13 protein-coding genes are annotated in these 19,624 nt (G+C 37.9%); 7 read left to right on the top strand and 6 right to left on the bottom strand.

The genetic code is table 11. The features are described from left to right. Positions 1-54 precede the first annotated feature (54 nt). Positions 55-4,086 (bottom strand): T9SS type B sorting domain-containing protein, encoded by a 4,032-nt coding sequence (locus tag LPB89_RS18800; RefSeq protein WP_230703209.1) that lies wholly within the window; start codon positions 4,084-4,086, stop codon positions 55-57. Between the two features lie 146 nt (positions 4,087-4,232). Between LPB89_RS18800 and LPB89_RS18795 the strand changes: the two genes are divergently transcribed. After that, entirely contained in the window at positions 4,233-6,455 is a 2,223-nt protein-coding gene (locus LPB89_RS18795; RefSeq protein WP_230703208.1) for a radical SAM protein, read from the top strand. A 19-nt stretch (positions 6,456-6,474) separates the two neighbouring features. On the opposite strand, the gene LPB89_RS18790 is transcribed toward LPB89_RS18795, so the two are convergent. From LPB89_RS18790 to LPB89_RS18775, 4 genes are all read right to left on the bottom strand, one after another. Further along, on the bottom strand, positions 6,475-6,999 hold the full coding sequence (locus tag LPB89_RS18790; protein WP_230703207.1) for a hypothetical protein: 525 nt from the start codon (positions 6,997-6,999) through the stop codon (positions 6,475-6,477). A gap of 87 nt (positions 7,000-7,086) precedes the next feature. Next, complete coding sequence (locus LPB89_RS18785) at positions 7,087-7,851, bottom strand: MBL fold metallo-hydrolase (protein WP_230703206.1); 765 nt, start codon at positions 7,849-7,851, stop codon at positions 7,087-7,089. A 58-nt stretch (positions 7,852-7,909) separates the two neighbouring features. Beyond that, positions 7,910-8,590, bottom strand: a complete 681-nt coding sequence (locus LPB89_RS18780) for a response regulator transcription factor (protein WP_230703205.1) — start codon at positions 8,588-8,590, stop codon at positions 7,910-7,912. Further along, positions 8,587-9,849, bottom strand: a complete 1,263-nt coding sequence (locus tag LPB89_RS18775) for a sensor histidine kinase KdpD (protein ID WP_230703204.1) — start codon at positions 9,847-9,849, stop codon at positions 8,587-8,589. The genes LPB89_RS18780 and LPB89_RS18775 overlap by 4 nt, the downstream gene beginning before the upstream one ends. A 162-nt stretch (positions 9,850-10,011) precedes the next feature. Here LPB89_RS18775 and LPB89_RS18770 point away from each other — a divergent pair, with 162 nt between their 5' ends. Continuing rightward, positions 10,012-10,425 (top strand): DUF1573 domain-containing protein, encoded by a 414-nt coding sequence (locus tag LPB89_RS18770; protein ID WP_230703203.1) that lies wholly within the window; start codon positions 10,012-10,014, stop codon positions 10,423-10,425. 152 nt (positions 10,426-10,577) lie between these two features. After that, positions 10,578-12,161: a murein L,D-transpeptidase gene (locus tag LPB89_RS18765; RefSeq protein ID WP_230703202.1), complete on the top strand. Its 1,584-nt coding sequence runs from the start codon at positions 10,578-10,580 to the stop codon at positions 12,159-12,161. Between the two features lie 24 nt (positions 12,162-12,185). Here the strand turns inward: LPB89_RS18765 and LPB89_RS18760 are convergent, their stop codons facing one another. After that, entirely contained in the window at positions 12,186-12,698 is a 513-nt protein-coding gene (locus tag LPB89_RS18760; protein ID WP_230703201.1) for a C40 family peptidase, read from the bottom strand. Positions 12,699-12,890: 192 nt separating this feature from the next. Here LPB89_RS18760 and LPB89_RS18755 point away from each other — a divergent pair, with 192 nt between their 5' ends. From LPB89_RS18755 to LPB89_RS18740, 4 genes are all read left to right on the top strand, one after another. Continuing rightward, positions 12,891-13,985 carry an SGNH/GDSL hydrolase family protein gene (locus LPB89_RS18755; protein ID WP_230703200.1) on the top strand — a complete coding sequence of 365 codons (1,095 nt, stop codon included), beginning with the start codon at positions 12,891-12,893 and terminating at the stop codon, positions 13,983-13,985. After that, positions 13,975-15,354 (top strand): sialate O-acetylesterase, encoded by a 1,380-nt coding sequence (locus tag LPB89_RS18750; RefSeq protein WP_230703199.1) that lies wholly within the window; start codon positions 13,975-13,977, stop codon positions 15,352-15,354. The genes LPB89_RS18755 and LPB89_RS18750 overlap by 11 nt, the downstream gene beginning before the upstream one ends. A gap of 355 nt (positions 15,355-15,709) precedes the next feature. Next, on the top strand, positions 15,710-18,004 hold the full coding sequence (gene bglX, locus LPB89_RS18745; protein WP_230703290.1) for a beta-glucosidase BglX: 2,295 nt from the start codon (positions 15,710-15,712) through the stop codon (positions 18,002-18,004). A gap of 657 nt (positions 18,005-18,661) precedes the next feature. Next, on the top strand, positions 18,662-19,618 hold the full coding sequence (locus LPB89_RS18740) for an aldo/keto reductase (protein ID WP_230703198.1): 957 nt from the start codon (positions 18,662-18,664) through the stop codon (positions 19,616-19,618). The last annotated feature ends 6 nt before the right edge of the window (positions 19,619-19,624 follow it).

Below are 19,624 nucleotides of genomic sequence, written 5' to 3'. Positions count from 1 at the left end.
GAAATAATAATTAAAAAAGGTTGTCCAAATTAAATTCGGGCAACCTTTTCTGTTTTAACGTTTCAGGCTAAAATGGCCTCTAAATTCGGCACCGTTTAAACGGGTCACTACGAACCAATAATCCGAGGCAGGCTCGTCCCGGCCTATGTAAGTTCCGTCCCATGAAGTATCAGTGGTGAGTTCTTTGATGAATTTTCCGTAACGATCAAATATCCTGATTCCTGTACGGGGAGCTAAATAAGCAAAATCAATCGTCCAGGTGTCGTTGTGGCCATCATTATTCGGCGTAAAGAATTTCGGAAAGGGAAGTTCATCGACATAATTGATACAATCGGCAGTTGTCGCTCCAAGGATTTTTATCGTTACCGGAGTTCTTTCACTTTCGCATTCATTGACGGTTTGGGAAGCATAATACGTAACTCCGTTTTCGAGCGGTGTTGATTCAGTTAAAATCATTCCTCCTATAGCCTGATCATACCATTTTATACGTTCGCCATTAATCTTAATTTTTTCTATGGAACTGTTTTGCTGGATACAGAATATTTGCGGAGAATCAATCATTGGACTTTGAGTGTCTTGTATTTTAACAGAAACCGCAAATCGTTCACTTTCGCAATTGTTGAGTCTTTGTGTTGCATAATAGATACCGTTTTGTAACAGGGTTGTTTCGGGCAAAATATTACCATTTGCTGGGGCATCGTACCATTTACGAGCTGTTCCTGTAAAGTTCAGATTGGCAATAGTTGCTTTTTCGTCAATACAAAATTGCTGATCATTATTGCCGGTTGGGAGTGGCGTGTCATCGATTTTTACCAATACCGGAACTCTTTCACTTTCACATCCCACAGTTTGTGAAGCATAATACGTTTTATTGTTTTCTAATAAAGTGGTGTTTGACAAGGTACCTGCTGCAACGGTAGAATCGTACCATTTTATATTCTGACCGTTAAGACCAATACTGTTTAAAGTAGCATTTTCGCTTTTACAAAACTTCGGATTTAAATCTCCTGAAGGTACAGAAGGTGTGTTTTGCACGGAAATCGTAACGGCTAATCTTTTGCTTTCGCATAAATTTATCGTTTGGGAAACGTAATATGTTTTTCCGTTTTGCAGACTGGTATTGTCCGGTAAGTTGTTTCCATTGGTCAGCGAATCATACCATTTTTTGTCTTCTCCGTTAACAGTGATACTATTTAAAGTTGGATCCTGACCTGTACAAAAAGGCTGATTTGTATCTCCAGTGGGCACGGGAGTGTCCTGAATTTTTATGGTAACTGCTGCTCTTTCGCTTTCACAGCCATTTATGGTTTGCGAGGCATAATATGTTTTATCATTTTGAAGTACACTTGTATTGGGTAAAAGTGTTCCGGCTGTTGCTGCATCATACCATTTGATATTTTGGCCGTTTGTAACACTGATATTGTTTATAGTTGCATTTTCCTGAATACAGAAGGTTTGTGGTGAAGTTACCGCTGGTAAAGGCTGACTGCTAATGGTAATCGTTTGATTTTGAGAAGATTTATTTCCATTTCCGTCATCATAATTCCACACAATAGTATACGTTCCGGGCAAATTGTAGGATAAAGGATCTGTCGTTGTTCCTGTAATTGCTCCTGCGCACGCATCGGTTGCTGTTGGAAATGTAGTTATTGTGGTAGTACAATCTCCGGTTATGGTTGGAAGAATTACTAAATCCGGGACGGGTGCTTCAATATCTCCAATAACAACTTTTAGGTCATAGTTTTTCTCACATCCACAATAGTCACTTGCTTTTAAATGATAGTCACCATTATTTATACCAGATACATTTGTAATAGTTGGATTTTGTAAAGTGCTTGTAAAATTATTAGGTCCTGTCCATAAATAATTATATCCCGAATCCGCAGTAAAATTTAATGTACCTCCAATGCAAACTGGTGAATTACTGCCAGGGTTCGCATTAATGTTACAATTATTTTCCTCAGAAAATTTCATTAAATAAAAATTCTTACGGCCTAAAATTTCAGGCTGATATGAATTTGCATCCGTTATTCCATCATTCATTGATGACGTCCCGCCGACTATTATCTCATTGTTGTTAACCGCTATTTCTGTCTGAGAGTATTGGTCAAATCCTCCGGCGTAGCTTCCCCATATTAAATTTCCCGATTTAGAAAATTTTCCCATATATCCACCAGCCATGCCAGTTCGTTTATAGGCACATATAGTTGTTATTGAATTATCAATTCCTCCATTACCGCCAACATATATTGAATTGTTTGTAAAAACAAGGGAGTAGATTATTGTATCAAGACCTAAAAAAGTACCCCATAATCTTTGCCCGTTCTGATCCAGTTTTGCAAGAAAACCTGTCCAGGAATATAAATTATAATCATCAAAGGAGTTGGGTGAAGCAATAGTATTAGAACTGGTAGTTTCCCCACCTATATAGATATTATTCTCATCATCAATTTCTACTGCATGAATTTTTTCCCCAGATTCCCCTCCGTAATAGGTACTCCATATTCGATCTCCATCTAAATTTAATTTAAAAACTATGCCATCGTTGGAGAGATTATAGATGTAATTGAGATTTTCCTGAAAAACTCCCGGAGTAGAAATGTTATCTGAACTATAGGAAAGACCGCCAGCTACAATGAAATTTTCTCCAACTTTAATCGATCTGAATTCATCCGTACCTTTACCGCCGTATAATTTATTCCAAAGGATATTTCCATTAGGGTTGAATTTGGCTATAAAGCCGTCGCCAATTGGGGTGTCAAAAATGTTTTCTGAATGATTGATTGAAAATCTCCCAACCATAAAAATGTTGTTATTTTTATCAATATCAACATCAAAAGATTCATCGTTATCTTTTCCTCCGTAATACGTACCCCAGAGTCGCATGCCGGAGGAATTAAATTTCACTAAAAAACCATCATCATAACCACCAAAAGAAGAACTGTATGAACCGGCTGTGCTGATATTGGTTTTACTATTTGTTTTGCCGACAATAATGACATTGTTTTGGTTATCTGTTTTTACTGCATTTATTCTGTCGTATTCTTCTCCACCGTAATAGGTTGCCCATAGTTTGCGGCCATCAGGCGAAAATTTCACAAGTATTCCGTCAGGAGCTATTTTATTAGGGTTTCCAATTGTTGTCTGATGTGCGCCCGAAGTTGCATAGGAAGAGTTAGGCACTGAAGTAAAACCAACCAGATAATTATTACCTGATAAGTCAGTTGCAATTCCGCCAAATTCATTTGAGCCATAATCCTCTTCATCCCCATAAAAAGTTCCCCAAAGCCTTGTCGGCACAGGATCAATAATCACCGTTTTATCAGAAACCGGTTCTGAACCGGTAAAACCGTAAACGTCTTTTTTAATCTTTCTGTATGCAATGGAAATCTCCTTTTTACCAGTCCCATCTTCAATCCAGCTCGCCGGAAGTGTTTCTTCCATTTTTCCAAAGCGAACATTCATACGGATTTTGTTATCTGCTAAATCAGTTTCAGCACCCTTAAATTTTAATTGAATATCAGAGATCTTTCCTTTTGGATGAATAACAAAATTGTATTCAACGACTTTTTCAGGATCATTCGGAATCGTAAAAACTACATCGATATTCGGATAAATATTCTTGTATGTGAGCTGTTTGTATTGATGTACGCCGATAATTCCCTCAGGTTTGTTTGGGACATTATAATAATTGTCAAAATCCGTTGATTTGTGATCTGTAAGCAATTCCACTTTGGAATTTGAGTTTACAAAGTCAATATCTATTCGATGAAACAGGTATTCTAAAGTATAATCAGGCTGTTCTGTTCTATCTTTGTCCGGTACTCCGGAAGAAACTGTTTTTGAGGCATTGGAGCGTACAACCGGAGTCTTTTTTACTTCATAAATGTCATAAGAAAAACCGTTTTTGCGTAACTGAACATTCAAGCCTCCTGTGTTTAATAAATATTTCACGGCATTGTTGGGCCTGCCTTTCTGGTCTGTAATCTGACCTTTGTTTTCTTTAAAACCTACAGATTGATTTTTGTTTAGTGCCCGGACAGGCATAAAAATCAGCAGTAATAAAAAAAGTAAAATTCGCTTCATAAGTAAGATTTATAGCGTCGCAAATGTAATTAAATATCTACTAAATAAGTCTAAAAGTTCCGGTTTCAAAATACAAACAGATCCTCCTGAATCTTTTCCTGAAAAAGATTATAAATATCCCGTATTTTTGCAGAAAATAATTCCCTTTGAAAACAAAACTTTTTGTAATCACACCGCCCTTTACTCAACTGAATACTCCGTATCCGGCAACCGCTTATATCAAAGGGTTTCTGAATACCAAAAACGTAGCAGCAGTCCAGGCAGATTTGGGTATCGATGTGATTTTGGAACTGTTTTCGAAGAAAGGTTTAGTTGATTTGTTTCTGTATTCCGGAAATCTTTTTGAAAACGTGTCCTCCCGAGCGGAGTCGAGGGATGAAATCTCGGATAATTCGAAGCGCATTTTTGCTTTACAGGACGAATACATCAAAACGATTGATGCCGTTATTCAATTTTTGCAGGGGAAAAATCCAACTTTGGCTTTGCAGATCTGTCAGGAAGATTTTCTGCCGGAAGCTTCACGGTTTGCACAATTGGAAGAACTCGACTGGGCTTTCGGAACGATGGGAACTCAGGACAAAGCGAAACATTTAGCCACTTTATACCTCGAAGATATTTCGGATTTTATTGTGGAATGTGTCGATGAAAATTTTGGTTTCAGCCGCTACGCCGAACGTTTGGGCCGAAGTGCCAATTCGTTTGATGAATTGTACGAAGCTTTACAACAAAAGCCGACCTATATCGATGCAATTTTAATTTCGTTACTGAAAGCTAAAATCGAAGCCGTTCAGCCTACTTTGTTTTTGATTTCAGTTCCCTTTCCCGGGAATTTATACAGCGCTTTTCGATGTGCGCAATGGGTAAAACAAAACCATCCCGAAATTAAAATTTCGATGGGCGGAGGTTTCCCAAACACCGAATTGCGTTCTCTTTCGGATGCACGTGTTTTTGAGTTTTTCGATTTTATTACGCTGGATGATGGCGAGGTGCCTATTGAAGAGTTAATATTCAATTTAGAAAACCCAAATTCCAATTCTTATAAAAGAACTTTTTTGCTGGAAGACGGGAAAGTGGTTTACAAAAACAATTCGTTAAAACACGATTACAAACAAGCCTACGTTGGAACGCCCGATTATTCTGATTTGCCTTTGGATAAATACATTTCGGTAATCGAAATCGTAAATCCGATGCACCGAATGTGGAGTGACGGACGCTGGAACAAACTCACCATGGCGCACGGCTGTTATTGGGGAAAATGTACTTTTTGTGATATTTCTTTAGATTATATAAAAGTATACGAGCCTGTTGCGGCTAATTTGCTGTGTGACCGAATGGAAGACCTGATGCAGCAAACAGGTCAGAATGGTTTTCATTTTGTAGATGAAGCGGCCCCTCCGGCACTGATGCGTGCTTTGGCTCTGGAAATTTTACGCCGAAAATTAGCGGTTACCTGGTGGACGAACATTCGTTTCGAAAAAAGCTTCTCTGCCGATTTATGTCTGTTGCTCAAAGCCTCAGGCTGTATTGCGGTCTCCGGTGGCCTGGAAGTGGCTTCCGACCGATTATTGAAATTAATCGACAAAGGCGTAACCGTAGAACAGGTAGCAAAAGTAACCCGCAATTTTACCGAAGCGGGCATTATGGTGCATGCCTATCTGATGTATGGATATCCGACACAGACCATTCAGGAAACGGTTGACAGCCTCGAAATGGTGCGTCAGTTGTTTGAAGCGGGAATTTTACAATCGGGATTCTGGCATCAGTTTGCCATGACAGCACATAGTCCGGTTGGCTTGTATCCGGAGAAATTTGGCGTTACAAAAGCAACGGAAGCCATTGGAACTTTTGCGAATAACGATATTGACTATAAAGATGCAACCGGTATCAATCATGATAAATTCAGTTTTGGCTTAAAGAAATCGCTTTTCAATTTCATGCACGGAATCTGTTTTGATTACGAATTGCAGGACTGGTTCGATTTTAAAATTCCGAAAACAAAAATTGACCCTGATTTTATTTTTAATGCACTCGAAGAAGGAAATGATTTCAATACAAAACCAAATGCAAAAGTAGTATGGTTAGGAGGGAAGCCTTCTCTGGAACATTTTACAAAATCTAAAAAAGGACAAACCTGGGAAATGATGACGCTGACTTTTCACGATAAAAAAGAAAGTTTTACCATTCAGACCAATAAAAATGAAGGGGACTGGCTGGTAGAAATCCTGAAAAAGATCACGGTTTCGAATAGCAAACATTATACTTTCCAGGAAGTAAAAGCAGACTTTGAAGCGCAGTTTGAAGATTTTGAATTGTTTTGGTATTCTAAACCGGTAAATACTTTACGGGAATTTGGGTTGTTGGTTTTGTAGATTTTTAAAATAAATTATGCTATCTTTTAGTTACCCAGTAATGAAAATCTCTTTCTAAATCATAAGCCATTCTGTTAACACTACGTCTTATTACAAAATAAGGAATCACCAGCATTACTGACATATGAATCATTAAAAAAGGAAGAATAAAGAAAGGAAAAGCATCATCATTTGAAATAGCCCCCACAAAAAAAAGGAGATAGAATAAAAGAATCATAACTCCAAATAGTAGTATTCTTTTTCTGAAACCAACAATTTCAACATTTATGGTTAATTCATTATTTTGCTGGATTATTTCTCCAATTACTTTTGCAAAAGAATAATTTGTGTCGAAGATTTTTTTTCTCTTTTTTAATTCAAAAGTATTGTTTTGAATGTTGCCTTTGTACTCATTTGTACTGGATTGAAAAACTTCAAAAGGTACATAACCCAAATCAGATTCGTCTACGTGATTTCGAAATTTTTGTATAAATTCCGTTTTTGTAATGGGTAATTGTATCGTAATATCTTTGATTAAGTTTATTTTTCTTAAGAAATTATCCATGAATTTGGCTTTGATTATAAAATCAAATATAATATTAAAACGGAAATTGTAATGGAATAATAAATTTATTTTCTAAAATAAAAATAATCAATACTCCACGCATTCCCCGTCATTCGGAACCACGGTTTTTGACATCAGATTATTTTGTATCAAAGCCTGTTTCAGCTCCTCCCTCGTGGTTGGGCAGTGGTTTAAGGCCTCCAGATGATTGGCGAAAACTTTCCCAGGAGCAAGGACGGCAAATTTCAGAATATCATCCATTCTCATTAATAAGGGCTGACCAATATCTAATCGTGCCGTACCGCAGGCAACTGTTGCAATATCAGGTTTCAGCTCGGTCAGTACTTTTTGAACATGCTCCGTAAAAATGGTATCGGAACTAATATAAACTGATTTTTCATTCTGAAGCTCAATATAAAAACCCATAACGTTTCCCATGAGTTTTGCTATAAATCCATAACCGTGAACGGCTGGTATTCCCGTAATTTTGCCATCCAGAAAATACTGAGGCTGCCAGTAATCCAGCGACTGAATGACGGTTAAGCCTCTTTGTAACAGTGCTTTTTCATCTTTGATGCTGCAGATTACCGGAATCGATTTTCTTTTAAGGAAAACCTCGCCGGCCCTGTCAATATGGTCCTGATGCAAATGCGTGATGAGGCAATGTGTTACCTTACTCAGGATATCCCTGCTGTTTTTGGGCAGTGCGGTAAGCGGGTTTCTTTTGGGCTTGTAACGGAATAGCGTAAATGGCGCAATAGTTTTTCTTTTGCCCAGCATGGGATCGATTAAAATCACGTGCTTTTCGGTTTCAATAACCAAAGTCGCGTTACGCAAATGATGCAGTTTCATATCCTGTAAGTTTGTTTGATACTAAAAATACAAAATTATATAGTTTTAAGTGTAAAAATTACATTGTAAATCGAAAACCGATTCCGTGTAAGTTTTCAATCGAAATTCCTTTTTCATTCACCAGGATCTTTCGAAGGCGGGAAATAAAGACATCCAGGCTGCGTCCCATAAAATAATCATCGTCACCCCATAGCGAAGTAAGGATTTGCTGTCTTTTTAAAACCAGGTTCTTGTTGTCCACAAACAGCTTCAAAAGATCCGATTCACGTTGGGTCAGGCTAATTTTTTCCGTTTCATTAAAAAGGATGAAATTTTCGGTATCAAAGTGATATTTTCCAATTTCATAAACGGATTTTTTGATCCCGTTTTTCTGTGAACGTTTCAGGAAAATTTCGATTTTCAGCAATAATTCTTCAATACTGAAAGGCTTGACGAGGTAATCATCGGCCCCTAAACGCAGGCCTTTTATGCGGTCTTCTTTTAAAGTTTTTGCCGAGAGGAAAATAATGGGAACATCAACATCAATTTTCCTGATTTCGGCTGCGACTTCAAAACCGTCCATTTTTGGCATCATGATATCCAGAATACAAATATCAAAAACTTCCTCCTTGAAAGCTTCTAAACTTAATTTTCCGTTAGAACAATGCGTGACATTATAGTTGTTTTGTTCTAAATTATCTTTGGTCAGAAACGCTAATGTTTCATCATCTTCGGCGTATAAAATTTTAAAATGTTTCATTTCTTATATGGAATTGTCAGCGTTATGGTAATACCTTTTTCTGAATTATTGGCGGCGTTTATTTTCCAATACTGTAAGTTACAAATTTCTTTTACATAATACAACCCAAGGCCGAAACCATTTACTTCGTTACTCTTTTCATTCTGAATGCGATAGAATTTGTCAAAAATAGAAGTGATATTTTTAGGAGAAATCCCAATTCCGTTATCGGTGAATTCTAGTTTCAAAGCCTGATTTTCTTTGGAAATGCGAATCAGTATTTCCGGTTTTTCATTGCAGTATTTTACGGCGTTGTCCAGTAAATTATACACTAAATTGGTAAAATGAAAAACGTCTGTTTGTACGGTATAATCAGGGGAATTTGTTTCAATTACAATATGGGCTTCCGGATATTTCAGCTGAATATTGGTAATCGTTTCTTCGATAATGGGAACAATTAAAACCGGTTCTGTTTTTAATTCCAGTGAAGTATGATCTGATTTGGCCACGTTCAGGATTTTCTCAATGTGGTTGTTCAGTTTATGGCTCTGATTGATAATGATGTCCGTGTAAGTATGAAGTTTTTTGTCTTCTTTTATGGCAGTCTGTTCAATTAAATATTGGGAAGCAATTAAAATAGAAGACAAAGGTGTTTTAAATTCATGTGTCATATTATTAATGAAATCACGTTGCAGTTCGGAATATCTTTTTTGCTGCAAAAGCGTAAAAATCGAATACACATAAATCAGTAAAATAAGAATCAGCACGGTGGAAAGTATAAACCAAAAACGCATTGAACTGAATAAATAAGTCGTTTCATTGGGAAAACGAACGGCGAAATAATACACCAGATTTTTATGCTTCGGGAAGTAAACCGTTTGTTTTGATTTTCCCTTCTGGGATAGTGAAATATAATTGCCATAGATCATTTCATCACTCTGACAATTGTACATCGCGTATTCAAAATCAGTCGTGATATTCATCTTTTTGAATTCTGATTTTAAATAAAATTCTAAAATATCAGGCTCAAAATCATTTTCGACATTCACGATATAATAATCATTGGCAATTTTCTGAACCGGATTTACAGCCGGCAATTCATGATTCGTTCCTTCATATAGTTTTCGCGCTACTTCCAGTAAAGCAATATGCGCTTTCTGGCTCAGTTTTTTTTGTTCCAGGTTAAATGCCTCTTTGGTCCACAGTAATTGTGCGACCAGTATGCTGATAATAGCTACAAGTCCCAGAAGAATAATGCTGTTGAGTTTATTTATTTTCAAGAGAAATAGGATTTACAGGTGTAATATTAATCAAAATTTAAATTAAAAACACCCATTAACAGGTCATTAACAAACATTTGAAACCGCTTAACATGACATTGGATTCTTACAAAGTACCTTTGAAATATAAAATGTAACCATTAACCATTTAAATAAAAAACGATGAAAATTATTAAAATTTCAATGTTGGCTTTAGCCTTAGGATTAATGTCCTTTTCAGCAATTGCACCGGTAAAAACATTAGTTTCTACTGTAAAAACAGAAACTACAGCGACTACAATTGTGTGGAAAGCAGAAACAATTGATGTTGGTCAGATTCCACAAGGAACTCCAAAAGCAATTGTGTATGAATTTAAAAATACCGGAAAAACATCGGTTGTCATTACGAGTGTTCAGGGATCATGTGGCTGCACAGCAACAGATTATACCAAAGAGCCAATTTTACCTGGTAAATCGGCTAAGGTGACTGCCACTTACAATGCAGCTAATAAAGGCGGATTTACTAAAACCGTTACAGTAACTACAAGCGCAGAAACAACACCGAAAGTCCTTACTTTAAAAGGAACGGTGATCTAAAATAAAAGGTTGAGATTATAAAGGGGAAAACTCCGGATATGTAATGTATCCGGAGTTTTTTTTGTCGATAATATTGTTTTAAGCAGGGATTTATTTTTTTGCAAAAAGGATGTTTTTGTAAAAACTTGTTTATTTTTAGTAAAAATATGAATATGAAAATTTTGTATCCGCTTGCCGCATTGATGCTGTTTTTTACGGTTATTTCCTGTAATTCTAAATCCAGTGACAAGGAAGACAACCCAAAAAATACTGCTGAGCAGGTAGTTCCCGAACTTAAAATTCCCATTGACAGCACCGATATTTCTAAATTTTACCAGACGTATCCGAAATTAGTTAAATTTCAGGGAGATGTTTTAGCCCTTTATAAGAAAAAAGGTGCTACTCAGCTTTGGCTGGATAATAAAGGAATCGTTGAATTTGGAAGTACTTTATTCAATAAATATAAAGGCCTGGAAGAAGAAGGACTGAAAGCCAATTTTCCGTATAATGAAAAAATCACTCCCATTTTTGAACGTATTTCAGACAATAAATTATCTAAGATAGATACCGATCTGATGATTACAAACTTATATTTCTATTATGCTGAAAAAGTATTTAGCGGTGTAGACGAAAAAACATCAACCTCTTTGCAATGGCTTTTACCCCGTAAAAAAGTAAATTATCAGGTTTTTTCAGATTCTATTTTCGAACATGCCACGATCAATGATGATAATAAGAGTAAAATGTTCAGTCAGTATTACAAACTCCGTGATGTGCTTAAAAAATATCGCGAAATTGAGAAAAAAGGAGGCTGGAAAACAATTGACGTCGGCGAAGATTTTAAAAATTTTAAAACAGGTGATTCCGCAGTTGCAATAGCGCAGATCAGAGAAAGGCTTGCGGTAACGGGCGAACTAAAAGAAAACAACAAAAGTGCTGTTTGCGATTCGACTTTAATTGCGGCAATGAAAGATTATGAAATCCATCACGGAAAAACGCCTAAGAATGTCATTTTAAAAGAACATATTGAAGAACTGAATGTTCCGGTTGCCGACAGGATCAAAACCATTATAGTAAACATGGAGCGCTGCCGATGGATTGACCCCGAACTGGAAAAAGGAAAGGAATATATCGAAGTCAACATTCCTGAGTTTAGACTGTATCTGATTCGCAATCATGAAATCAGTTTTGTTTCAGCCGTTGTGGTTGGAAAAGCCATGACCAAAACGGTTATTTTCAGCGGTATGATGAATAATATTGTTTTCAGCCCGTATTGGAACGTGCCTCAAAGTATTATCAATAAGGAGATCAAACCCGGTATGGCTAAAAACAAAAATTATCTGGCCGAAAAACATTTGGAATGGAACAATGGTGCCGTTCGACAAGCACCGGGCATAAATAATTCACTTGGTCTGGTAAAGTTTTTATTTCCAAATTCAAATAACATCTACCTGCATGATACACCTGCGAAAAGTTTGTTTGAAAGAGAAAACAGGGCTTTTAGTCATGGCTGTGTGCGTGTGGCAAAACCGAGGGAATTAGCGATTGAACTATTAAAGAATGATCCGAAATGGACGCCCGCACGAATTGATAAGGCCATGCATGCCGGTAAAGAAAGCTGGTATACGCTAAAAAAGAAAGTGCCCGTTTATATCGGTTATTTTACGGCCTGGGTAGACCGGGAAGGAAAATTGAATTTCTATAACGATGTGTACAGCAGAGACGAAAGCCTGATCAAATTACTGACCGAAGAATAAGTTACACAGGCAAGAAAGACTTCTCTATTTCGATAAAACATCAATACATTTATAAAAACGTTTGGTATAGTGTTCGGTATCTAATGCCGTAATCGTTACGCTATTCACTTTTCCGGAAGAGGCATGTATGAATTTGGAGTGCATGCCGTCGGCTTCGCAGATAATGCCAAGGTGCCCGACAACTGTCCTGTCTTTATAACCGTAAAAAACCAAAATATCCCCCACCTTAAAATCTTCAGGAGCCAGTGCTACTCCGAGGTTTTTATAACTATTGGAACTTCTGGGTAAGCTGACATCAAAATTCTTAAAAACATAACTCACAAATCCGGAACAGTCGAATCCTTTTTGAGGATCATTTCCGGCATACAGATACGGAGTCCCAAGGTATTTTTTGGCGTAATCAATTATAGAATCCCGGTCAGCAATTTGACTTTTTTCTTTTTTTGAAAGGACCGGATGGACGGTTTTATTTTCTTTTTCACAAAAAGAAAGAAATAAAATTGAAAAGCCAAATACGATATAAAGAGGGAATTTCATAAGAAGACAGGTTTAATTGCTAAAGGTAGACTGTTGCTTTGTAAAATCAAAGCCGTTATCTGTGGAAGCCGTAAATAAACAATAAGAAACGGATATGGTGTTTTTTTATTGCTTTTTGACGTTTTAGTATCTTTTTGATCGCTTTAGTTCCGGTATCTTTGTGAATCTCATTTATATTTTAACAGATAAATTATGTTTCTCAAAAAAATACCGCTTTTCATTTTGTTTTTGCTGATTGGGGTTGTTTCGACTTCACAAAATAAAAGTAACACCTTTCTTTACGAAGGCCGGGTCGATAAACTTCAGGACAATAACGTCATTCTTATTGGAACCGCTTCTTCGGTATCTTTCAATTTTACCGGTAATACCTGTTCGGTTTCCCTGCAAAGTGTGGATGCCTACGAACATCATAATTATGTGGCGCTGGTTTTGGACGGCAAGTATATGGGGAAATTAAGAATTGAAAAAGGTGCTGCACAATCTTTTCCGATACAAATTACTTCGAATAAAAAAGTGCATAATCTTACCATTTATAAAAATACGGAAGCCCAAAGCGGAAATGTTTTATTTGCCGGAACCACGGCCAAACTGGCTCCTATTGCGTCAAAAAAGAAAAAGAAAATTGAATTTATTGGAGATTCCATAACGTGTGGCGCGGCCAGTGACGATTCGGATGTCCCTTGTGATAAAGGGGAATATTTCGATCATCATAATGGGTATTATGCTTACGGGCCGGTTCTCTCCAGAGCAATTGGTGCAGCCTATCTTATGAGTTCTGTTTCCGGAATCGGAATGTACAGAAACTGGAATGATGAAAATAAAGAAGAAGGTATTATGCCTGACTTATACGGGAATTTGTACTTAATAAAAGATCCTTCCAAACCTAAATATGATTTTGCTTTTCAGCCGGATATTATCAGTATTGCTTTAGGAACCAATGACTTTTCGGGAGGAGACGGAAAAAAAGAACGCCTGCCTTTTAACGCCGGGAAATATATTTCGAACTATATTGATTTTATAAAAATGCTCTATAAGCACAATCCAAAAGCACAAATAGTCATTACCAACAGTCCTATGGTTGGCGGTGAAAAGGGAATTCTGTTTGAAGATTGCCTGAACAAAATTAAAGATGCTTTTAAAGAGGATAAAACGCATAAGCCGATTGTTATTTTCAAATTTAAGCCTATGACTCCAAAAGGCTGTTTAGGGCATCCCGATGTTGCAGACCAAAAAGTGATGGCAGATGCCTATGCTCCGGTTTTAAAAAAATTGCTAAATGAAAAATAATATATTTAAGTTTGCTTTCTTTCTGTTGATTTCCACTACTATGATGGCAAACGTTTCCCTTCCGAATATTTTTGGTGATAATATGGTTTTACAGCGCAATTCCGAAGTTAAAATTTGGGGCTGGGCCAATCCTAAAGAAGAAATCAGATTAGTTAGCAGCTGGAACCATCAGGAATATAAAGTGGTGGCGAACAATCAGGCACAATGGGAACTGAAAATAAAAACGCCCGAGGCCGGCGGACCCTTCACCATTTCGATAAAAGGCTACAATGAAGTGGTTTTGAAGAATATTTTAATCGGTGAAGTCTGGGTTTGTTCCGGACAATCGAATATGGAAATGTCGGTCAGCTGGGGAATTGATAATGGCGAGGAAGAAGCAAAAAATGCCACGAATCCGAATATCCGGTTTTTTACCGTTCCGAAATTAACCGCGACCACTCCACAAAATAACCTATTGGGGAACTGGACCGAATCGACTCTGGAAACCATGAAAAATTTCAGCGCTGTCGGCTACTTTTTTGCGAAGCGTTTAAGGGAAGATTTAAAAAATGTTCCGATCGGTTTAATTTCCTCGAATTGGGGCGGAACTCCCGCTGAAATCTGGATGCCGGAAGAAGTGGTGAATAATGATCCTCTTTTATTGGAAAATGCCAAAAAACTGAACGAGCAGGAATACGGACCAAGGCAGCCCGGCCGTGCCTACAACGCCATGATTTACCCTTTCGCCGGATTTAAAATTGCCGGAACACTCTGGTATCAGGGCGAATCGAATGTGGGTTCTGCCGTTTATGACAAGACACTTTCGGCTTTGATTACTTCGTGGAGAAAAGCCTGGCAGGATGACTTTCCTTTTTATTACGTACAGATCGCGCCTTATAAAACAGGCAGCAATAATTTCTCAAATGTTATAGTGAGAGATTCCCAAAGAAAACTACTGAAAGAAGTTTCGAATACCGGAATGGTGGTCATAAGCGATATTTCGGATACGATCGATATTCATCCAAAGAATAAAAAAGATGTCGGAATTCGTCTGGCAAATCTGGCTTTGGCCGCTACTTATAAAACCAATTCTAATTTGGTAAACGGACCGCTTTACAAAACTTTTAAGGTGGAGAAAAACAAAGGAATAGTTTCGTTGGATTACGCTGACGGATTGTATTTCAAAAATAAAATCTCAAATCAATTCGAATTGGCCGGAGCCGATGGAATCTTTTACACCGCAGAAGCTTCGATTAAAAACAATCAGGTGATTTTGACAAGTAAAAAAGTTACGGTTCCGGTAAAAGCTCGTTTTGCCTGGGGCAATACAACACAATCGGATTTGTTTAATAAAGCCAATTTGCCGGCATCCTGTTTTATTACGGAGTAAGAAGATTTTAGATTTTTGCCCACGGGTTTACAGGTTTAAACAGATTGGCACTGGTTTTTTTGTTGTTTTATCGCATTTTTGTCATTTCGACGGAAAAGAAATCACACTCATAATTCGACAAGGATTTACGATTATTTGTGCGGAGTTTCTAGTGTGATCCTTGTTCCTCAGGAGGACAAGATTGAGGAAATTGGAATAGCTCTTAAAAAAAACAAAATGATCTCATTACCCATTCGCGTGAGGGATAGTAGTGGAAAGCCCACAGCCTGACGAAGGAAGTGCGAGGACTTGCAGCGAATAGCCCGACCCGGAGGGACACGCCCAAATTATGAAACTATCTGATCATTATACTATCATGAATACAAAAAAAATAATAACCATTGGGCTTTTTGCCCTGCTGACCATTGGAAATATGAATGCACAGAAAAAACCATATCTGGATAAAAACAAAACAATTGAACAACGTATCGACCTGCTTTTGCCCTTAATGACGCTCGAGGAGAAAGTAGGACAGATGAATCAGTATAATGGTTTTTGGGATGTTACGGGACCCGCTCCTAAAGGCGGAACAGCCGAGCTGAAATACGAGCATTTACGAAAAGGACTGGTCGGTTCGATGCTTACCGTTCGCGGTGTAAGAGAAGTTCGTGCCGTACAGAAAATTGCTGTAGAAGAAACCCGTTTGGGAATTCCGTTGATTATTGGATTTGATGTCATTCACGGATATAAAACATTAAGCCCGATTCCGTTGGCAGAAGCAGCAAGCTGGGATCTGGAAGCGATTAAAAAATCGGCAGCGATTGCAGCAGATGAAGCTTCGGCATCCGGAATTAACTGGACTTTTGGCCCCAACGTAGATGTTTCGAACGATGCGCGCTGGGGACGTGTCATGGAAGGAGCAGGAGAAGACCCGTATCTGGGCAGTAAAATTGGATATGCAAGAGTAAAAGGTTTTCAGGGAGAAACAATTGCCGATTTGGCGAAAGTAAATACGATTGCGGCCTGTGCCAAACACTTCGCGGCATACGGTTATGTTGAAGCCGGATTAGAATATAATATCGTAGACATCAGTAATTCTAAATTGTACAATTCGGTTTTACCTCCGTTTAAAGCGACCGTAGACGCGGGAGTACGAACGTTTATGAATTCATTCAATACCTTAAACGGCGTTCCGGCAACAGGAAATGTTTTCCTGCAGAGAGATATCCTGAAAAGAAAATGGAAGTTTGACGGTTTTGTAATTTCAGATTATGCTTCCATTCGTGAAATGATCGCACACGGTTATGCTAAAGATGAAGCCGATGCAACTCTAAAAGCAGTGGTAGCCGGTTCTGATATGGATATGGAATCCTACTTATATGTGACAAAGCTGGCTGATTTGGTAAAAGAAGGAAAAGTAAAAGAAGCATTGCTGGATGATGCCGTTCGCAGAATTTTGCGTGTGAAATTTGAATTGGGACTGTTTGATGATCCGTACCTGTATTGTGACGAAAAACGTGAAAAAGCAGTTGTCGGAAATAAGGCCAATAATGAAGGTGTTCTGGATATGGCGAAAAAGTCGATTGTACTTTTAAAGAATGATAAAAACCTGCTTCCGCTAAAGAAATCCGGACAAAAAATTGCCCTGATCGGAGCCTTGGCAAATGATAAAAACAGCCCCTTGGGAAGCTGGAGAATTGCTTCTGATGACAATACGGCCGTTTCGGTTTTGGAGGGAATGCAGCAGTACAAAGACAATAAACTGACTTTTGAAAAAGGAGCTGATCTGGTGGTTGGAAAAACGTCTTTCTTAAAGGAAGTTATTTTGAATACCACCGACAGAAGTGGTTTTGAAGCCGCTAAAAAAGCGGCAAAAGAAGCAGACGTTGTGGTAATGGTTTTAGGAGAACACGGTTTTCAGAGTGGGGAAGGCCGCAGCAGAACCGATCTTGATCTTCCCGGCGTTCAACAGGAATTACTGGAAGAAATTTATAAAGTAAACCCGAATATCGTTTTGGTTTTAAATAACGGACGCCCGTTGACCATTCCGTGGGCAGCGGAGCATATTCCGGCCATTGTGGAAGCCTGGCATTTAGGAACCCAAACCGGAAATGCCGTGGCACAGGTTTTATACGGCGATTACAATCCGAGTGGGAAACTGCCGATGTCTTTCCCGAGAAATGTTGGACAAGTTCCGATTTACTACAATAAATACAGCACCGGAAGACCAACAGACAGTGATAAAAATGTATTTTGGTCGCATTATTCCGATGTAGAAAAAACACCTCAGTTTCCGTTTGGTTTTGGTTTGAGTTATACCAAATTCGATTATAAAAACCTGAAAGTAAACAAAACCTCTTTTGCAAAAGGAGAAACTGTTGAGGTTTCGGTGGAGTTGACCAACTCCGGAAATTACGACGGAAAAGAAGTGGTGCAATTGTATATTCATGATGAATTTGCCAGCATCATCCGACCAGTAAAAGAATTAAAAGGATTCGAATTAGTGGACTTGAAAAAAGGGGAAACCAAAACAATATCCTTTACGTTAACAGATAACGAACTGGGTTTTTATGATAATGAAGGAAATTATCTGATTGAACCGGGAACTTTCAAAATCATGGTGGGAGGAAGTTCGGATGCAGGTTTGGAAAGTGGTTTTGAGTTGAAGTAAAAAACTATTTTACGTTAAAAAAGAAAATATTATTCTCGCAGATTTTGCAGATTCGGCAGATTTTTTAATCTCTATAATCTGCAAAATCTGTGAGAGTTTTGGAGTTTGGTTTTTACAATAATGAACGAAATTATCTGGTTGATACGGGAACGTAAACCCGAAAGGTTTTAAAAACCTGTCGGGTTTACTGTTTTTAGATTAAAAGGAGAAAATATTTTTCACGCAGATTTTGCAGATTCGGCAGATTTTTTTTGATCTCCGTGATCTGCAAAATCTACGGGAGTTTTGGAGTTTGGTTTGGACCTGTCGGGTTTGTTGATTTTTTTAATCTCTATGATCTGCAAATCTGCGAGAGTTTTGGAGTTCGTTTTTTACAATAATGAAAAAAATATCTGATTGAACCGAGAACGTAAACCCAACAGGTTTTTAAAACCTGTCGGGTTTGTTTAACTAAAAAAAAGAAAATATTTTTCTCGCAGATTTTGCAGATTTTGCAGATTTTTTTTGATCTCTGTGATCTGCAAAATCTGCAAGAGTTTTGAAGTTGGTTTAAACCCTGATGGGGTGTTGATTTTTTTAATCTCCATGATCTGCAAAATCTGCGAGAGTTTTTTGTATTTTTAAAACCTAAAAACTGCAAACCATTAAACCAAAAAAATGAAATACAACAGATGTGGAAAAAGCGGGTTACTATTACCTGAAATATCTTTAGGATTATGGCATAACTTCGGGTCAGTAGATAATTTTGAAAATGCCGAAAGTATCGCTAAAGAAGCTTTTGATAAAGGAATAACACATTTTGATTTAGCGAATAACTACGGACCGGTTCCGGGTTCGGCCGAGGAAAATTTCGGTAAAATATTATGGCATAATTTTCAGGGAAACCTGCGAGATGAAATCGTAATTTCAACTAAAGCAGGCTACACGATGTGGGACGGGCCTTATGGAGACTGGGGTTCCCGTAAATATTTATTGTCAAGCCTGGACCAGAGTTTAAAACGCATGAATGTAGATTATGTAGATATTTTCTATTCCCATCGTCCCGATCCCGAAACGCCAATTGAAGAAACGATGATGGCTTTGGATCACACCGTAAGATGTGGAAAAGCACTGTATGTTGGGATCAGTAATTATTCGGCAGAAGAAACCAGAGTGGCCGTTGATGTTTTGAAACAACTGGGAACGCCATGTTTAATTCACCAGGCTAAATATTCCATGCTGGAACGCTGGGTAGAAAATGGTCTGCTGGATGTTTTGGAAGAAAAAGGAGTGGGCTGTATTGCATTTTCACCTTTGGCACAAGGTCTTTTAACCGATAAATATTTAAACGGGATTCCGGAAAATTCAAGGGCACATAATCCAAACGGACATCTAAAAGAAGCTGAGGTGACACCTGAACGTATTCAGAAGTTAGTGCAGTTAAACGAAATTGCGCAGAACAGAAACCAGTCTTTGGCGCAAATGGCTTTGGCCTGGCTGCAGAAAGACAAACGAATTACTTCTGTTTTAATAGGGGCAAGCTCTGTCCGACAATTGAACAACAATATTGACTGCCTGCAAAAACCTGATTTTTCATCAGATGAAATAAATGCAATAGAAAGCATTCTGCAATAATTTACC

Source organism: Flavobacterium sp. ENC (genome assembly GCF_020991415.1).
In the GTDB taxonomy this organism is placed as follows: Bacteria; Bacteroidota; Bacteroidia; order Flavobacteriales; family Flavobacteriaceae; genus Flavobacterium.
Note: the sequence above shows the minus strand (reverse complement) of the source record. Positions and strands in the feature narration are given on the sequence as shown.